The 13,836-nt window shown below is 58.9% G+C and carries 14 protein-coding genes and 1 pseudogene; 10 read left to right on the top strand and 5 right to left on the bottom strand.

The window, feature by feature from the left end; genetic code table 11:
• The first annotated feature begins 55 nt into the window (after positions 1-55).
• The 8 genes from RYC18_RS17995 (at position 56) to RYC18_RS17960 (ending at position 7,349) form a co-directional block, all read left to right on the top strand.
• Positions 56-1,717 (top strand): OFA family MFS transporter, encoded by a 1,662-nt coding sequence (locus RYC18_RS17995; RefSeq protein WP_002555774.1) that lies wholly within the window; start codon positions 56-58, stop codon positions 1,715-1,717.
• A gap of 267 nt (positions 1,718-1,984) precedes the next feature.
• On the top strand, positions 1,985-3,184 hold the full coding sequence (locus RYC18_RS17990) for an aromatic amino acid transaminase (RefSeq protein WP_016981253.1): 1,200 nt from the start codon (positions 1,985-1,987) through the stop codon (positions 3,182-3,184).
• A gap of 92 nt (positions 3,185-3,276) precedes the next feature.
• Entirely contained in the window at positions 3,277-3,870 is a 594-nt protein-coding gene (gene hisB / locus RYC18_RS17985) for an imidazoleglycerol-phosphate dehydratase HisB (protein ID WP_002551454.1), read from the top strand.
• Positions 3,870-4,508: an imidazole glycerol phosphate synthase subunit HisH gene (hisH, locus tag RYC18_RS17980; protein ID WP_005745046.1), complete on the top strand. Its 639-nt coding sequence runs from the start codon at positions 3,870-3,872 to the stop codon at positions 4,506-4,508. The genes hisB and hisH overlap by 1 nt, the downstream gene beginning before the upstream one ends.
• A gap of 4 nt (positions 4,509-4,512) precedes the next feature.
• Positions 4,513-4,773 (top strand): DUF2164 domain-containing protein, encoded by a 261-nt coding sequence (locus RYC18_RS17975; RefSeq protein ID WP_002551456.1) that lies wholly within the window; start codon positions 4,513-4,515, stop codon positions 4,771-4,773.
• A 107-nt stretch (positions 4,774-4,880) separates the two neighbouring features.
• Positions 4,881-5,618 carry a 1-(5-phosphoribosyl)-5-[(5-phosphoribosylamino)methylideneamino]imidazole-4-carboxamide isomerase gene (gene hisA / locus RYC18_RS17970; protein ID WP_002551457.1) on the top strand — a complete coding sequence of 246 codons (738 nt, stop codon included), beginning with the start codon at positions 4,881-4,883 and terminating at the stop codon, positions 5,616-5,618.
• Between the two features lie 19 nt (positions 5,619-5,637).
• Entirely contained in the window at positions 5,638-6,408 is a 771-nt protein-coding gene (gene hisF, locus RYC18_RS17965; RefSeq protein ID WP_002551458.1) for an imidazole glycerol phosphate synthase subunit HisF, read from the top strand.
• A 185-nt stretch (positions 6,409-6,593) separates the two neighbouring features.
• A complete protein-coding gene (locus RYC18_RS17960; RefSeq protein WP_004663214.1) occupies positions 6,594-7,349 on the top strand; it encodes a substrate-binding periplasmic protein in 756 nt (251 codons plus the stop codon).
• A gap of 4 nt (positions 7,350-7,353) precedes the next feature.
• On the opposite strand, the pseudogene RYC18_RS17955 reads toward RYC18_RS17960, so the two are convergent.
• Positions 7,354-7,594: pseudogene (locus RYC18_RS17955) on the bottom strand (serine protease); the annotation flags it as partial.
• A 321-nt stretch (positions 7,595-7,915) separates the two neighbouring features.
• On the opposite strand from RYC18_RS17955, the gene RYC18_RS17950 reads away from it, so the two are divergent.
• Both RYC18_RS17950 and RYC18_RS17945 read left to right on the top strand, forming a co-directional pair.
• Entirely contained in the window at positions 7,916-8,098 is a 183-nt protein-coding gene (locus RYC18_RS17950) for a type II toxin-antitoxin system HicA family toxin (protein ID WP_005781617.1), read from the top strand.
• A 31-nt stretch (positions 8,099-8,129) separates the two neighbouring features.
• A complete protein-coding gene (locus RYC18_RS17945; protein ID WP_016981256.1) occupies positions 8,130-8,555 on the top strand; it encodes a type II toxin-antitoxin system HicB family antitoxin in 426 nt (141 codons plus the stop codon).
• Positions 8,556-8,609: 54 nt separating this feature from the next.
• On the opposite strand, the gene RYC18_RS17940 is transcribed toward RYC18_RS17945, so the two are convergent.
• From RYC18_RS17940 to gpmI, 4 genes are all read right to left on the bottom strand, one after another.
• A complete protein-coding gene (locus RYC18_RS17940; protein ID WP_054995969.1) occupies positions 8,610-9,392 on the bottom strand; it encodes a divergent polysaccharide deacetylase family protein in 783 nt (260 codons plus the stop codon).
• Positions 9,393-9,395: 3 nt separating this feature from the next.
• Complete coding sequence (locus RYC18_RS17935; RefSeq protein WP_316886557.1) at positions 9,396-10,733, bottom strand: S41 family peptidase; 1,338 nt, start codon at positions 10,731-10,733, stop codon at positions 9,396-9,398.
• A gap of 33 nt (positions 10,734-10,766) precedes the next feature.
• Complete coding sequence (locus tag RYC18_RS17930; protein WP_316886556.1) at positions 10,767-12,089, bottom strand: murein hydrolase activator EnvC; 1,323 nt, start codon at positions 12,087-12,089, stop codon at positions 10,767-10,769.
• A gap of 153 nt (positions 12,090-12,242) precedes the next feature.
• The gene (gpmI, locus tag RYC18_RS17925) at positions 12,243-13,775 is read right to left on the bottom strand and encodes a 2,3-bisphosphoglycerate-independent phosphoglycerate mutase (RefSeq protein ID WP_005781612.1); all 1,533 of its coding nucleotides are present in this window, start codon (positions 13,773-13,775) and stop codon (positions 12,243-12,245) included.
• Positions 13,776-13,836: the final 61 nt, after the last annotated feature.

The following is a 13,836-nucleotide window of genomic DNA, read 5'->3' as shown; positions in this document are numbered from 1 at the left end:
AGTCTGTGGCGGACCAGCGGACCATCTGCGAGCTTCACACATTGGGGTAATTATAATGAGCACAAGCACAGCCTTGGGCGGCGACGCCGTTCAGCCTGCGTTCTTGTCCAAAGAGCGCATTATCGCCAAGCCCGGTTTCAACCGTTGGCTTGTTCCACCAGCAGCATTGGCCATCCACCTCTGTATCGGTATGGCTTACGGCTTCTCGGTGTTCTGGTTGCCGTTGTCCAAGGCCGTGGGTATTACTGCACCCGTCGCCTGTACTCCGGACATGGGTTTCTTCGCGCAGATGTTCGCGTCGACCTGTGACTGGCAGATCTCCATGCTGGGCTGGATCTACACCCTGTTCTTTATCTTCCTGGGTTGCTCGGCTGCCATCTGGGGTGGCTGGCTGGAGCACGCAGGTCCACGCAAGGCCGGTGTTGTTTCGGCCCTCTGCTGGTGTGGTGGCTTGCTGATTTCCGCACTGGGCATTTATACGCACCAGATCTGGTTGATGTGGCTGGGCTCGGGGGTTATCGGCGGCATTGGTCTGGGGCTGGGCTATATCTCCCCCGTTTCGACCCTGATCAAGTGGTTCCCGGACAAGCGCGGCATGGCGACCGGTATGGCGATTATGGGCTTTGGTGGCGGCGCAATGGTCGGTGCACCACTGGCCACTGCGTTGATGGGCCACTTTGCCTCGGCTGAAAGCGTTGGCGTCTGGCAGAGCTTCGTGGTGATGGCGGTGATCTACTTCATCTTCATGATCGGTGGCGCGCTGGGCTATCGCGTTCCGCCAACCGGCTGGAAACCTGAAGGCTGGACCGCTCCGGCTGCCAAGGCCAAGAACTCGATGATCACCAACCGTCACGTGCACGTCAGCGTGGCCTGGAAGACACCGCAGTTCCGTCTGGTCTGGCTGGTGCTGTGCCTGAACGTATCGGCCGGTATCGGCATCCTGGGCATGGCTTCGCCGCTGCTGCAGGAAGTCTTCGCCGGCAAACTGCTGGGCGTCGACCTGACCTTCAGCCAGCTCAATGCCGACCAACTGAAAGCCATTGCTGCGATTGCAGCCGGCTTCACGGGCCTGTTGAGTCTGTTCAACATCGGCGGTCGTTTCTTCTGGGCTTCGTGCTCGGACTTCATCGGTCGCAAGGCAACCTACTTCGTATTCTTCGCACTGGGCTTCCTGCTTTATGCGTCGGTTCCGACCCTAAGCCACATGGGTAGCATTGCCCTGTTCGTGGCCGCGTTCTGCATCGTGCTGTCGATGTACGGTGGCGGTTTCGCGACGGTTCCGGCTTATCTGGCTGACCTGTTCGGTACGCAGATGGTCGGCGCGATCCACGGTCGTCTGCTGACTGCCTGGGCTGCGGCCGGTGTGCTCGGTCCGGTATTGGTCAACTACCTGCGTGAGTACCAACTCGCCCACGGTGTTGCACGTGCCGATGCCTACGACATTACCTTGTACATCCTCTCGGGTCTGCTGGTGCTGGGCTTTATCTGCAACCTGCTGATTCGTCCGGTTGCCGACAAGTACTTCATGACCGACGCCGAGCTGGCGGCTGAACAAGCCATCGGTCACGACAAGGGTGCCAATGCCACGACTTCGCTGGAGTGGAAAGCATCCGCAGGCAGTAAGCCGCTGGTCATCGCCGCCTGGCTGGCCGTAGGCATCCCGCTGGCGTGGGGCGTCTGGATTACCCTGCAAAAAACCGCAGTGCTGTTCCACTAAAAGCCTGTAGGTAACAGATAAGCGCTTGCACTTAGGTGCAGGCGCTTTTTTTTGTGCGCAGAATTCTTGTTCCACGCACTCTGAATCGGACGCAGAGCGTCGCACGATAGTTGAGGCTATCGTTCCGCACACTCCAGCGTGGGAATGCCGTTCGTGACGCTCCGCGTCATCTATCTGCGGCTCAATGTGTTTGATGCACTGCCCGTTCCCCCGCAGACGCTGCTACATTAGCAACCCCTGTTTTTATTGCCTGTAGGAGTTGTTTGCATGCTAGCCCACGTGGAGTCATACGCTGGTGATCCGATCCTTTCCCTGATGGAAACCTTTGGCAAGGATTCCCGTGCGGACAAGGTCAATCTGAGCATCGGCTTGTATTACGACGCGCAGGGCCGTATCCCTCAGCTGGCATGCGTAGCAACGGCACAACAGCAACTGGCCGAGGGCGAGCAGGCGGCTTCTGTCTATCTGCCGATGGAAGGCCTGGCGGCTTATCGGCAGGCAGTGCAGACCCTGTTGTTCGGGGCGGATCACCCGCTTGTGCAGGCAGGACGCGTGGCGACTATCCAGACCGTGGGCGGCTCCGGCGCGCTGAAAGTAGGTGCCGACTTCCTCAAGTATGCCTTCCCGGACTCGCAGGTCTGGGTCAGCGATCCGACCTGGGAAAACCACAACGCGCTGTTCGGTGGTGCGGGCTTCAAGGTCAACAGCTACCCGTATTTCGACGCGCAGACTGGCGGGGTCAGGTTCGAGGCCATGCTCGATACGGTGCAGCGCCTGCCTGCGCAGAGCATCCTTTTGCTGCACCCTTGCTGCCACAACCCGACAGGTGCCGATCTGACAGTCGAGCAATGGGACCGGTTGATCGAGGTTATCAAGGATCGTCAGCTCATCGCGTTTCTGGATATTGCCTATCAGGGCTTTGGCAAAGGCATTGATGAGGATGCCTATGCCATCCGCGCAATGGCCAACGCAGGTGTTACAACGCTGGTCAGTAACTCGTTCTCGAAAATCTTCTCGCTGTACGGCGAGCGGGTCGGCGGGCTGTCGGTCGTCTGCGAAGACACCGCGTCGGCTGCCAACGTATTCGGCCAGCTGAAGGCCACTGTACGTCGCAACTACTCCAGCCCGCCTGCGCATGGCGCCTTTCTGGTCTCAAAAGTGCTCAACACGCCGCACCTGCGCGAGCAGTGGCTGAGCGAAGTCGAGGCCATGCGCGTGCGCATCATCGACATGCGCACGCGGCTGGTTGAGGTGCTGGCGCAGAAGGTTTCCGGACGTGATTTCAGCTTTATCCTCAGGCAGAGCGGGATGTTCAGCTACACCGGTCTGACGCCACAGCAGGTCGACGAACTGAAAGACGTTCATGGCATTTACATGCTGCGCAGTGGCCGGGTGTGCATGGCGGGCCTGAATGAAGGCAATATCGACAAGGTATGTAACGCAATCGCGAGCCTCTTCACCCACTAAATGCCCTGCTGGTCGTCTGTTTGCTTCATGGCGGGCGCATCTGGGCCTATAATGCTCGCCTTTTTTCGCCCAATGATTTTGCGGAGCTGGTGATGGCCGAACGTAAGGCGTACGTCGAGCGTAATACTCTGGAAACCCAGATCAAAGCCTCGATCAACCTGGATGGCACCGGAAAGGCCCGATTCGATATCGGTGTGCCTTTTCTTGAGCACATGCTCGACCAGATCGCCCGGCACGGGCTGATCGACCTGGACATCGAGTGCAAGGGTGACCTGGCAATCGATGATCACCATACGGTGGAAGACGTCGGTATCACCGTGGGGCAGGCGTTCAGCCAGGCCATCGGCGACAAGAAAGGCATTCGTCGTTACGGCCACGCCTATGTGCCGCTCGACGAAGCGCTGTCGCGCGTGGTCATCGACTTTTCGGGTCGTCCGGGCCTGCAGATGCATGTGCCGTATACCCGTGCCACGGTGGGTGGCTTTGATGTGGACCTGTTTCAGGAGTTCTTCCAGGGCTTCGTCAACCACGCGAACGTGACGCTGCACATCGACAACCTGCGTGGCACCAACACTCACCACCAGATCGAGACCGTGTTCAAGGCTTTCGGTCGCGCGCTGCGCATGGCGGTCGAGCTGGATGAGCGCATGGCCGGGCAAATGCCATCCACCAAGGGTGTGCTCTGATGCAGACGGTTGCGGTCATCGATTACGGTATGGGCAACCTGCACTCTGTCGCCAAGGCGCTTGAGCACGTAGGCGCAGGCCGTGTGCTGATTACCAGTGACGCCAAGGTGATTCGCGAAGCCGACCGTGTGGTGTTTCCGGGTGTGGGCGCGATTCGCGACTGCATGGCCGAGATCCGCCGTCTGGGCTTTGATTCGCTGGTCAGGGAAGTCAGCCAGGACCGTCCGTTTCTCGGTATCTGCGTCGGCATGCAGGCGTTGCTCGACAGAAGTGAAGAGAGCGGCGGCGTGGATTGCATCGGTCTGTTTCCCGGCCAGGTGAAGTTTTTCGGCAAGGACCTGCACGAAGAGGGCGAGCACTTGAAAGTGCCGCACATGGGCTGGAATCAGGTCGCTCAGGCGGTGGATCACCCGCTGTGGCATGACATTCCGGACCTGGCGCGTTTTTACTTCGTGCACAGTTTCTATATCGATGCCGCCAACCAGCGTCAGGTGGTCGGGCGCGGTCACTACGGCCTCGACTTTGCCGCCGCGCTGGCCGACGGTTCGCGTTTTGCCGTGCAATTTCACCCGGAAAAGAGCCACACCCACGGCCTGCAATTGCTGCAGAACTTCGCTGCCTGGGATGGTCGCTGGTAATCGTATGAGCAAAACCAAGAGCAAGCCGCCGATTCTGACCCTTTCGCCCGAGCATGAGCAGCAGGCGATCGACAAGCTCAAGCGCCTGTTCGCAGAGCGCTTCGAGCTGGAGCTGGGTACGTTTGAAGTGGCTGAGGTACTGGAATTGTTCACCCGCGAGATTGCCCCGCATTACTACAATCGCGCTATTTTCGATGTTCAGCAGCAGCTCAAGGAGCGGTTCGAGAGCATCGAAAGCGACCTCTGGGCGCTCGAAAAGAATTGAATAGAAGCAGCTTTGAGCTTCAGGCTTCAAGCCGCAAGAATCAGTGAGTACGCATACTTGCAGCTAATCGCTTGCAGCTTGCCGCTCTTTTTGACCAAGGAATAAGCATGCTGATTATCCCCGCTATCGACCTCAAAGACGGTGCCTGTGTACGTCTGCGTCAGGGCCGGATGGAAGATTCCACGGTGTTCTCCGATGACCCGGTGGCCATGGCTGCCAAGTGGGTCGACGGTGGTTGCCGCCGTCTGCATCTGGTCGATCTGAACGGTGCGTTCGAAGGACAGCCGGTCAACGGTGATGTGGTCACGGCCATTGCCAGACGCTACCCGAACCTGCCGATCCAGATTGGTGGCGGCATCCGTTCGCTGGAAACCATCGAGCACTACGTCAAGGCAGGCGTGAGCTACGTCATCATTGGCACCAAGGCCGTCAAAGAGCCCGAGTTCGTGGCTGAAGCCTGCCGCGCGTTCCCAGGCAAGGTGATCGTCGGTCTGGATGCCAAGGACGGTTTCGTCGCCACCGATGGCTGGGCTGAAGTCAGCTCGGTTCAGGTCATTGATCTGGCCAAGCGTTTTGAAGCCGATGGCGTGTCTGCCATTGTCTACACCGACATCGCCAAAGACGGCATGATGCAGGGCTGCAACATCCCGTTCACCGCCGCGCTGGCGGCGGCTACGCGGATCCCGGTGATTGCTTCGGGTGGCATTCATAACCTGGGCGACATTCAGGCGCTGTTGAATGCGAAGGCTCCGGGCATCATCGGCGCAATCACCGGTCGTGCGATCTACGAAGGTACGCTGGATGTGGCCGAAGCCCAGGCGCTCTGCGACCGCGAACAACGCTGAATAGCTGGAGACTGACCCTGTGGCCCTAGCCAAACGCATCATCCCTTGCCTGGACGTCGACAACGGTCGAGTGGTCAAGGGTGTCAAGTTCGAGAACATCCGGGATGCAGGCGATCCGGTGGAAATTGCTCGTCGTTACGATGAGCAGGGTGCCGACGAAATTACTTTTCTCGACATCACTGCCAGCGTCGATGGCCGTGACACCACGCTGCACACCGTCGAGCGCATGGCCAGTCAGGTGTTCATTCCGCTGACTGTCGGTGGCGGCGTGCGTACCGTGCAGGACATCCGCAACCTGCTCAATGCGGGCGCGGACAAGGTGTCGATCAACACGGCAGCGGTGTTCAACCCTGAGTTTGTCGGTGAAGCCGCCGCTCGTTTCGGGTCGCAGTGCATTGTGGTCGCTATTGATGCCAAGAAGGTCTCCGGCCCGGGTGAAACCCCGCGCTGGGAAATCTTCACCCACGGTGGACGCAAACCCACTGGGCTGGACGCGGTGCTCTGGGCGAAAAAGATGGAAGACCTGGGGGCTGGCGAGATCCTGTTGACCAGCATGGACCAGGACGGCATGAAGAACGGCTTCGACCTGGGCGTCACTCGCGCCATCAGTGATGCGCTGGGCATCCCGGTGATTGCTTCCGGTGGTGTCGGCAACCTTGAGCATCTGGCCGCCGGCGTCATCGAAGGCCACGCCAGTGCCGTGCTGGCGGCGAGTATTTTCCACTTTGGCGAATACACCGTTCCCGAAGCAAAGGCTTATATGGCCAGTCGCGGGATTGTGGTGCGCTGAGTCGCTGCGCATCAAAGCGGGCGTCGCTTGTTTCAGACCATGGGTTTGAAGCAGTCGGCGCTCGCTCTGTTTCAGCCCTGTGGCATTCGAGTATTACCTGTAAGCGACATCGCCGGACAGCGCGCTAGACAGTGCGCCGGGTTCGCGGCACTCTGCATGCGTCAGTCACGATCGAGTGCCGGAACATGTTCAAACGTCTATTTCTCGCACTGATCGGTGTCGGCTTGTTGCTGAATGAAACTGCGCGAGCCAGCGACTCAACGCCTTATTCCATGGTGTTGCTCACCGAGAATTTCCCGCCGTTCAACATGGCGGTCGATGGCAAGAATTTCGCGCAGGAAAACAACATCGACGGTATTGCCGCTGAAGTGGTGCGCGAGATGTTCAAGCGCGCAAACATTGGTTACAGCATGACCCTGCGTTTTCCGTGGGATCGGGTTTACAAGCTTGCCCTCGACAAGCCCGGCTATGGTGTGTTCTCCACCACTCGCCTGCCTGAGCGCGAAAAACTGTTCAAATGGGTGGGTCCGGTAGGCTCCTATGACTGGATCATGCTCGCCCGCGGCGACAGCCCCATCACGTTAACGTCGCTTGAGCAGGCAAAGAACTACAGGATTGGTGCCTATAAAGGCGACGCCATCGGCGAGCGTCTGAACGCGATGGGCCTTAACCCGATTTTGATGCTGCGTGACCGGGACAACGTGAAAAAGCTCGACAATGGTCAGATCGATCTGTGGGCCGTGGGTGATCCGGTTGGCCGCTATCTGGCGAAACTGGAAGGGGTCTCGGGGTTCAAGACAGCGCTGCGTTTCAACAGCGCCGAACTTTACCTGGCAGTCAACAAGAGCACGCCTGACGACGTTGTGGCTCGCCTGCAGAAAGCCCTCGACCAGATGCGCGCCGAGGGTTGGGTCGACGCGGTCAAGGCGCGCTATCAGTAATCGCTCAACCTGCTGCGGGAAGGGTGTCTTCGCGTACATTGGAGGGCTGCCCATTGATGTCATGGGCGTAAGTGCAGATCTTCAACGGCAGCAGTGTCTGGCGGGCCCATCTTGACCGTGTAATGGTCGATCGGGCGATGTTCGTACGACCAACTGACCGATAATGCGCCTAACCGGTTTTTCCCCATAACCACCTGTGGCTCGGGCGTCGGTCCCGCCGGTTGCAGCTCTATGGCAAGCGCAAGCGGCTGGATGCCGTCCTTGATAACGGTGTCTTGCTCTCCGTTGTGGAGACCTCATCCTTTAAGCCGGAATTGATCGGGTTATCAAGGCTGAAACGGCGCGTGACATGGAAAACAGACCTTGCCTACTTTGCGTGCGGAACGTGCTGACTCGGTTTTGGCGGGATCGACGGTAAAATCCGTCAGCGTCATGTCTGGAAAGGCGAGCGCAGATTGGCGAAAGCCAATTATATGCAATTAAGAGCTATTTATATGCATCATAAATGTTGCCCGAGCTACATAAGTGTTGCATATTGATGTTGCCGAAACGGTAGGATTCAAGCAATGAAGTGCAACGAGTTTCGGCGATGGTTGCAGGCTCAAGGCGCTGAGTTCAGGGCTGCCAAGGGTAGTCATTTCAAGGTTTACCTGAATGGTAAGGCAACCATCTTCGCAGACCATGGAAGCAAAGAAATGCACGAAGGGTTACGCAAGTCGATCATCAAGCAGCTCGGCCTTAAGGATTGACGTCGAGCTGCTCCACTACAGGTGAGACCTTATGTATCAATATCCATTGGATCTACATCGGGAGCCGACAGGCGTTTGGCTGTCGTGTCCAGACATTCCCGAAATGAGCGCCTCTGGCGACACCCTGCCTGAAGCATTTAGCGAAGCTCTTGACGGCATGGAATCGGCTCTATCGCTCTACGTCGATCAGCGTCGCAAGATTCCCCAAGCCTCAGTCGTACCCGGCCATGAACTGTTGATGCGTTTGCCTGCGCTGACGGTTGCCAAAATCATGCTATGGAACAGCTTGTTGGAAGAGGGCGTTAGCCGTGCTGAGCTGGCGCGTCGCCTCGGTTGCACGCGGCAAGTGGTGGATCGGCTTGTGGACTTTCTGCATGCCTCGAAAATCGAGCAGGTGGAGCGAGCGCTGGCTGAGCTTGGTCGGCGTATTACGTTGAGCATTGAGCGGGCCGCTTGATGTGTAACACCTCATTTGAAAGACCAGCTGACGGACGTTTCGTCGTTCGCAGGCTCAGCGATACACCCCATTCTTGCCATGCGCCGCACTCGCCTGATTGCCGCGTTCGCTGATCATGCTGCGCAGGTCGATCCATTCGACGCCCTGATCCTTGAGTTTGGGCAACTCGCGTTCCAGTACGTCCAGCGTGACAGGGTAGGGGTGACCGATGACCACTGCCGAGCCATGCTTGCGGGCGATTTTGATGGCTGACTGCAATTGTCGGTTGATGGCTTCGGCCGTGCGCTCGTCGTCCAGAAACACGTCGCGTGAGACGCTTGCGAGGCCGATGCGCTGAGCCTCTGCGGCTGCCACGGTTTTCGCGCTGGTGCGGCTGTCCACGAAAAACAGATGACGTCGTTGCAGTTCGGCCATCAACCAGGCCATCGCGACCGGTTCGGCGGTCATCCGGCTGCCCATGTGGTTATTGATGCCGGCTGCATAAGGCACTTTCAGCAGCGCCGCATTGAGACGGCTTTCCAGTTCAGGCAAGGGCAGTTCGGGATGCCAGGCGTAAGGCCCGGTCGCCGGGTCCATCGGCATGTGCAGCATGACCGTCTTGCCAGCGCGGTGAGCCTCGCGGGCAAATTCAGTGGCGTGTGGAGTGTCAGGCATGATCGCCAGCGTTACCGGCCCGGGGAGCGCCAGTGTACGGCTATCCCGCGCCGGGTTCTGACCCAGGTCGTCGATGATCAGGCTGAGATACGCCTTCGGCGGCTTGCCGTTGTCTTCGGCTGGCGCTGCATGGGCAGCGCCAGTGATCGAGAGTGTCAGCAGTAACAGAGCGAGAGCGCGCATCCGTCAGTTGCCGCGGGTGATACTCAGCCCCTTCAGAAGACTGAGCGCCTGGCTGAGCTGGAAGTCATCATCCTGCGGACGCGCCTTGGCTGCTGCGCCACCCTTGACGGTCGGCTTGTCGGCACCGCCGTTGCCATTGCCCAAGTGACCCATCAGGTCGGCTTCCTTGTAGTTCTCGCCGTCTGCTTCGCTGGTGACCTTGGCCCGACGTACCACGATGTCCGGGTTGATACCCTGCGCCTGGATCGAGCGACCGTTCGGCGTGTAGTACAGCGCGGTGGTGATCTTCAGGGCGCGATCGTTGTTCAGCGGCAGAACGGTCTGCACCGAGCCTTTGCCAAAGGTGTCAGTGCCCATCAGAATCCCGCGTTTCTGGTCTTGCAGGGCACCGGCGACGATTTCCGACGCAGAAGCGCTGCCGCCGTTGATCAACACCACCAGCGGTACGCCTTCGCTGGCGTCTGCCGGGTCTGCCGAGAAACGCAGTTCGGAGTTGGCGATGCGACCTTTGGTGTAGACGATCAGGCCCTTGGTGAGGAAGTGATCCGCCACCTGCACCGCCGATTGCAGCACGCCGCCCGGGTTGTTGCGCAGGTCGAGAATCAGGCCGCTCATCTTCTTGCCATTGTCCTTGCGGAATTTGGCCAGCGCCTTGCCGACTTCGTCCCCGGTCTTGACCTGGAACTGGGTGATGCGGATGTAGCCGTAGCCATTTTCCAGCATCTGCGCCTTGACGCTCTTGACCTGAATGGTCGCCCGCGCCAAGGTCACGTCAAACGGCGTACCGCCATCGCGGACCAGCGTCAGGGTGATCTTTTCACCGATCTTGCCGCGCATCTTGTCGACCGCTTCCTGCATGTTCTGGCCCTGGGTCGGCGTGCCATTGATCTTCACGATCAGGTCGCCTGCCTCAATGCCAGCCTTGGAAGCAGGTGTGTCGTCGATGGGTGAAACCACCTTGACGAACCCGTCTTCGACGCCCACTTCGATGCCCAGTCCACCGAACTCGCCGCTGGTGCTTTCCTGCAGCTCCTGGAAATCTTCCGGGCCCAGGTAGGCGGAGTGTGGATCAAGGTTGCTGAGCATGCCCTTGATGGCGTTTTCCAGCAGAGTCTTGTCGTCCACCGGCTCGACATAGGCCGCCTTGACCCGATCCATGACCTCGGCAAAGGTGCGCAGCTCGTCAAGCGGCAGCGGCGGCTTGGCGTTGGCATTGGGCTTGGCGGGCGAGACTGCTGCAGGCGCGGCTGGCGCGGTCTTTTCGGCAGCTTGCGCCAGAGGCGCGCCGATAACGATGGCAATTGCCAGGGCCAGCGAGGTGAGGCGGGACAAATGCAGCATGTCTAACGAACTCCTACAGATATTGACGCCGGCTTATCCTTGAGTGCGGCACCATTGGGCCGGATCGCTGGGGCGACCCTGCTGACGAATAGCAAAGTACAACGCTGCCGTGTCCTGACCGCCACTATTGCCGACCGTGGAAATCGCTTCACCGGCTTTTACAATGTCACCTGCCGACTTGAGCAGGCTCTGGTTATGCCCATACAGGGTGAGATAACCGTTGCCATGGTCGAGAATGACCAGAAGCCCGGCACCACGCAACCAGTCGGCGAACACCACTCGTCCGCCATGCACTGCATGTACCTGGCTTCCGGCTGCGGCGCTGATCATGACGCCGTCCCATTTGGTTCGCTCGTCATCACCGCGGGCTTCACCGAAACGCGCAAGCAGTCGACCATCAATAGGCCATGGAAGTTTTCCCCGGGCCTCTGCAAAAGGTCCGCCGTAGGAAACTCCGGCACTGGAAACGACTGCGCCGGGGGCTTTGACCGGGCGACGCTGTGTGGGTTCATCAGCGCTTTTACTGCTGCTGGTGCTGTTGTTGCGGGCGACGGCCTCAGCTTCGCGCTGACGTTTCTCTTCGGCCTCGCGAGCGGCAACCAGCGCCTTCTGGCGAGCCTCTTCAGCTTCACGTGCCTGCCGGGCCAGGGTTTCTTCGATGGTCTTGAGAACCTTGGCCAGGTCGGCCTGATCCTGCTGACGGGCCTGCAGTTTCTGATCGCGGGCCTTGTAGTCCTGATTCAGCTTGGCCAGCGCCTGTTGACGTTCCTGGCGAACCTTGGCCAGCTCTTCGCTCTGGCTGTCCAGGTTGCTTTTCTGCACCAGCAGTTGGGCCTGTTGCAGGTCGATGTCTTTTTCGACATTGGCCAGCTGGCGCAGGGTTTCATTGAAGTTGCGTAGCTGCTCCAGGCGCGCCTGGCTCAGGTAATCGTAATACGTGAGGGTTCGGGCGAACTTCTCGGGGTGCTGCTGATTGAGCAACAGCTTGAGGTATTCCTGGCGGCCACTCTGATAGGCGGCGCGGGCCTGGATAGCGATCAGGCGTTGCTGTTCAACGCGGGCACTGTTCAGTTTCTTTTTTTCACTGTCGAGCTTTTGCAGCTCGGTTTCCGTCTTTTTTAGTTCCTTTTGCAGGACCTCGACCTGCTTTTCCAACTTGCCCATTTCGGTTTCGGTGGTGCGCAGGTCCTTCTGGACGCCTGCACGTTCTTCCTGAAGCTTGCCCAGGACTTTTTGCAGCTCCGTCACATCCTGACGCGCAGCATCTATCTGTTTTTGGGTTTGCACACGCTCGTCTTCGGCAAACGCCGGATTGAGCAGGCAGATCAGAGCAAGGGCAATCAAGGCGCGAAGCATGTGGGTGGGCGATACCGAGGAATTGTGAGAAAAAATGTCAGGCTTAGTATGCCCGCCATGCGCTGCAAAAAAAACGCCCCGCAGCCACTGCTTTAGGGCTTGAAACATAAAAAACCGGCTTTGCCTGATGGCTATAGGCCGGTTTTCAGCGTTTTACTTCGCCACGAGGATCGAGTGGCCCGTCATCTCTTGCGGTTTCTCCATGCCCAACAGATGCAGCATGGTCGGTGCCACGTCAGCCAGAACACCACCTTCGCGGACTTTCAGCGGGCGCTTGCCGACGTACACGAAAGGCACCGGCTCGGAAGTGTGCGCGGTATGCGCCTGGCCTGTGGAGTCATCGGTCATCTGCTCGACGTTGCCGTGGTCAGCGGTAATAAGTGCTTCACCGCCGACTTTTTCCAATGCCGCGGTAATGCGACCGACGCAGACGTCCAGGCATTCCACGGCCTTGATTGCCGCTTCCATGATGCCGCTGTGGCCGACCATGTCGCCGTTGGCGTAATTGACGATAATCACGTCATAACGCTGATGTTCGATGGCATCGACGATTTTGTCGGTCACTTCCGGCGCGCTCATTTCCGGCTGCAGGTCGTAGGTGGCGACTTTTGGCGATGGAATCAGAATGCGCTCTTCGCCCGGAAACGGCTCTTCACGACCGCCAGAGAAGAAGAACGTGACGTGCGCGTATTTTTCGGTTTCGGCGATGCGCAGTTGAGTCTTGCCGTTGTTTGCCAGGTATTCACCCAGCACGTTTTTCAGGCTGCCAGCCGCAAATGCCGAGGGCGCGGGGATGCTTGCCGCGTACTGGGTCAGCATCACGTAATTGACCTTGGGCTGACGGGCGCGCTCGAAATCCTTGAAGTCGTCTTCGACGAACACACGGGTCAGCTCACGGGCGCGGTCGGCGCGGAAGTTCATGAACACCACAGCATCGCCGTCCTCGACGCGAGCGGGTTCACCGATGCGTATGGCTTTGACGAATTCGTCGTTCTCGTCACGCGCGTAGGCAGCTTCAAGCCCGGCAACACCGCTGTCTGCGTGAAATTCGGCGGTGCTGTCGACGATCAGGTTGTAGGCGGTGGAGACCCGGTCCCAGCGGTTGTCACGGTCCATGGCGAAGTAGCGGCCGATGATCGTGGCGGTGCGGCCCTTGCCCAAGCGGGCGAAGGTTGCGTCCATCAGCTCAAGGGATTTCTTCGCGCTGCGCGGTGGCGTGTCGCGACCGTCGAGGAAGGCGTGCAGATAGATTTTTTCTGCACCGCGCTTGACCGCCAGTTCGGCCATGGCGACCAGATGGTCCTGGTGACTGTGCACGCCGCCATCGGACAGCAGGCCCATGATGTGCACGGCCTTGCCCGCACCGACAGCTTTATCCACAGCGGCACAGATGGTCGGGTTCTCGAAGAACTCGCCGTCGCGAATCGCTTTGGTCACTCGAGTGAAGTCCTGATACACCACGCGACCGGCACCCAGGTTCATGTGTCCGACTTCGGAGTTGCCCATCTGACCGTCCGGCAGACCGACGTCCATGCCCGACCCTGAAATCAGGCCGTTGGGCATGGTTTCGTAAAGACGATCCATGACCGGCATCTTCGCGGCCAGGATGGCATTGCCTTCATGGCTTTCGCTGTGTCCGAAGCCATCCAGGATGATTAGAACCAGAGGTTTTGGCGTGGCAGTCATAGAACCCACTCGATGCTGGTTGAATAAAGAGAGTAACAAAGTACAAGGGAGCGGCATTTTA

Origin of the sequence: Pseudomonas syringae group sp. 247E2 (genome assembly GCF_032587795.1) — a bacterium.
GTDB classification, from domain to species: domain Bacteria; phylum Pseudomonadota; class Gammaproteobacteria; order Pseudomonadales; family Pseudomonadaceae; genus Aquipseudomonas; species Aquipseudomonas amygdali.
The sequence above is the reverse complement of the archived record's forward strand: the minus strand, read 5'-3'. Positions and strand labels throughout refer to the sequence as shown.

What these genes read in the sequence shown, in the direction of transcription:
- hisH (WP_005745046.1), top strand. Translation starts at nt 3,870, where the DNA reads ATGCAGACGGTTGCGGTCATCGATTACGGTATGGGCAACCTGCACTCT.
- RYC18_RS17945 (WP_016981256.1), top strand. Translation starts at nt 8,130, where the DNA reads ATGTATCAATATCCATTGGATCTACATCGGGAGCCGACAGGCGTTTGG.
- RYC18_RS17990 (WP_016981253.1), top strand. Translation starts at nt 1,985, where the DNA reads ATGCTAGCCCACGTGGAGTCATACGCTGGTGATCCGATCCTTTCCCTG.
- hisA (WP_002551457.1), top strand. Translation starts at nt 4,881, where the DNA reads ATGCTGATTATCCCCGCTATCGACCTCAAAGACGGTGCCTGTGTACGT.
- RYC18_RS17960 (WP_004663214.1), top strand. Translation starts at nt 6,594, where the DNA reads ATGTTCAAACGTCTATTTCTCGCACTGATCGGTGTCGGCTTGTTGCTG.
- RYC18_RS17975 (WP_002551456.1), top strand. Translation starts at nt 4,513, where the DNA reads ATGAGCAAAACCAAGAGCAAGCCGCCGATTCTGACCCTTTCGCCCGAG.
- hisB (WP_002551454.1), top strand. Translation starts at nt 3,277, where the DNA reads ATGGCCGAACGTAAGGCGTACGTCGAGCGTAATACTCTGGAAACCCAG.
- RYC18_RS17995 (WP_002555774.1), top strand. Translation starts at nt 56, where the DNA reads ATGAGCACAAGCACAGCCTTGGGCGGCGACGCCGTTCAGCCTGCGTTC.
- RYC18_RS17935 (WP_316886557.1), bottom strand. Translation starts at nt 10,733, where the DNA reads ATGCTGCATTTGTCCCGCCTCACCTCGCTGGCCCTGGCAATTGCCATC.
- RYC18_RS17950 (WP_005781617.1), top strand. Translation starts at nt 7,916, where the DNA reads ATGAAGTGCAACGAGTTTCGGCGATGGTTGCAGGCTCAAGGCGCTGAG.
- RYC18_RS17930 (WP_316886556.1), bottom strand. Translation starts at nt 12,089, where the DNA reads ATGCTTCGCGCCTTGATTGCCCTTGCTCTGATCTGCCTGCTCAATCCG.
- gpmI (WP_005781612.1), bottom strand. Translation starts at nt 13,775, where the DNA reads ATGACTGCCACGCCAAAACCTCTGGTTCTAATCATCCTGGATGGCTTC.
- RYC18_RS17940 (WP_054995969.1), bottom strand. Translation starts at nt 9,392, where the DNA reads ATGCGCGCTCTCGCTCTGTTACTGCTGACACTCTCGATCACTGGCGCT.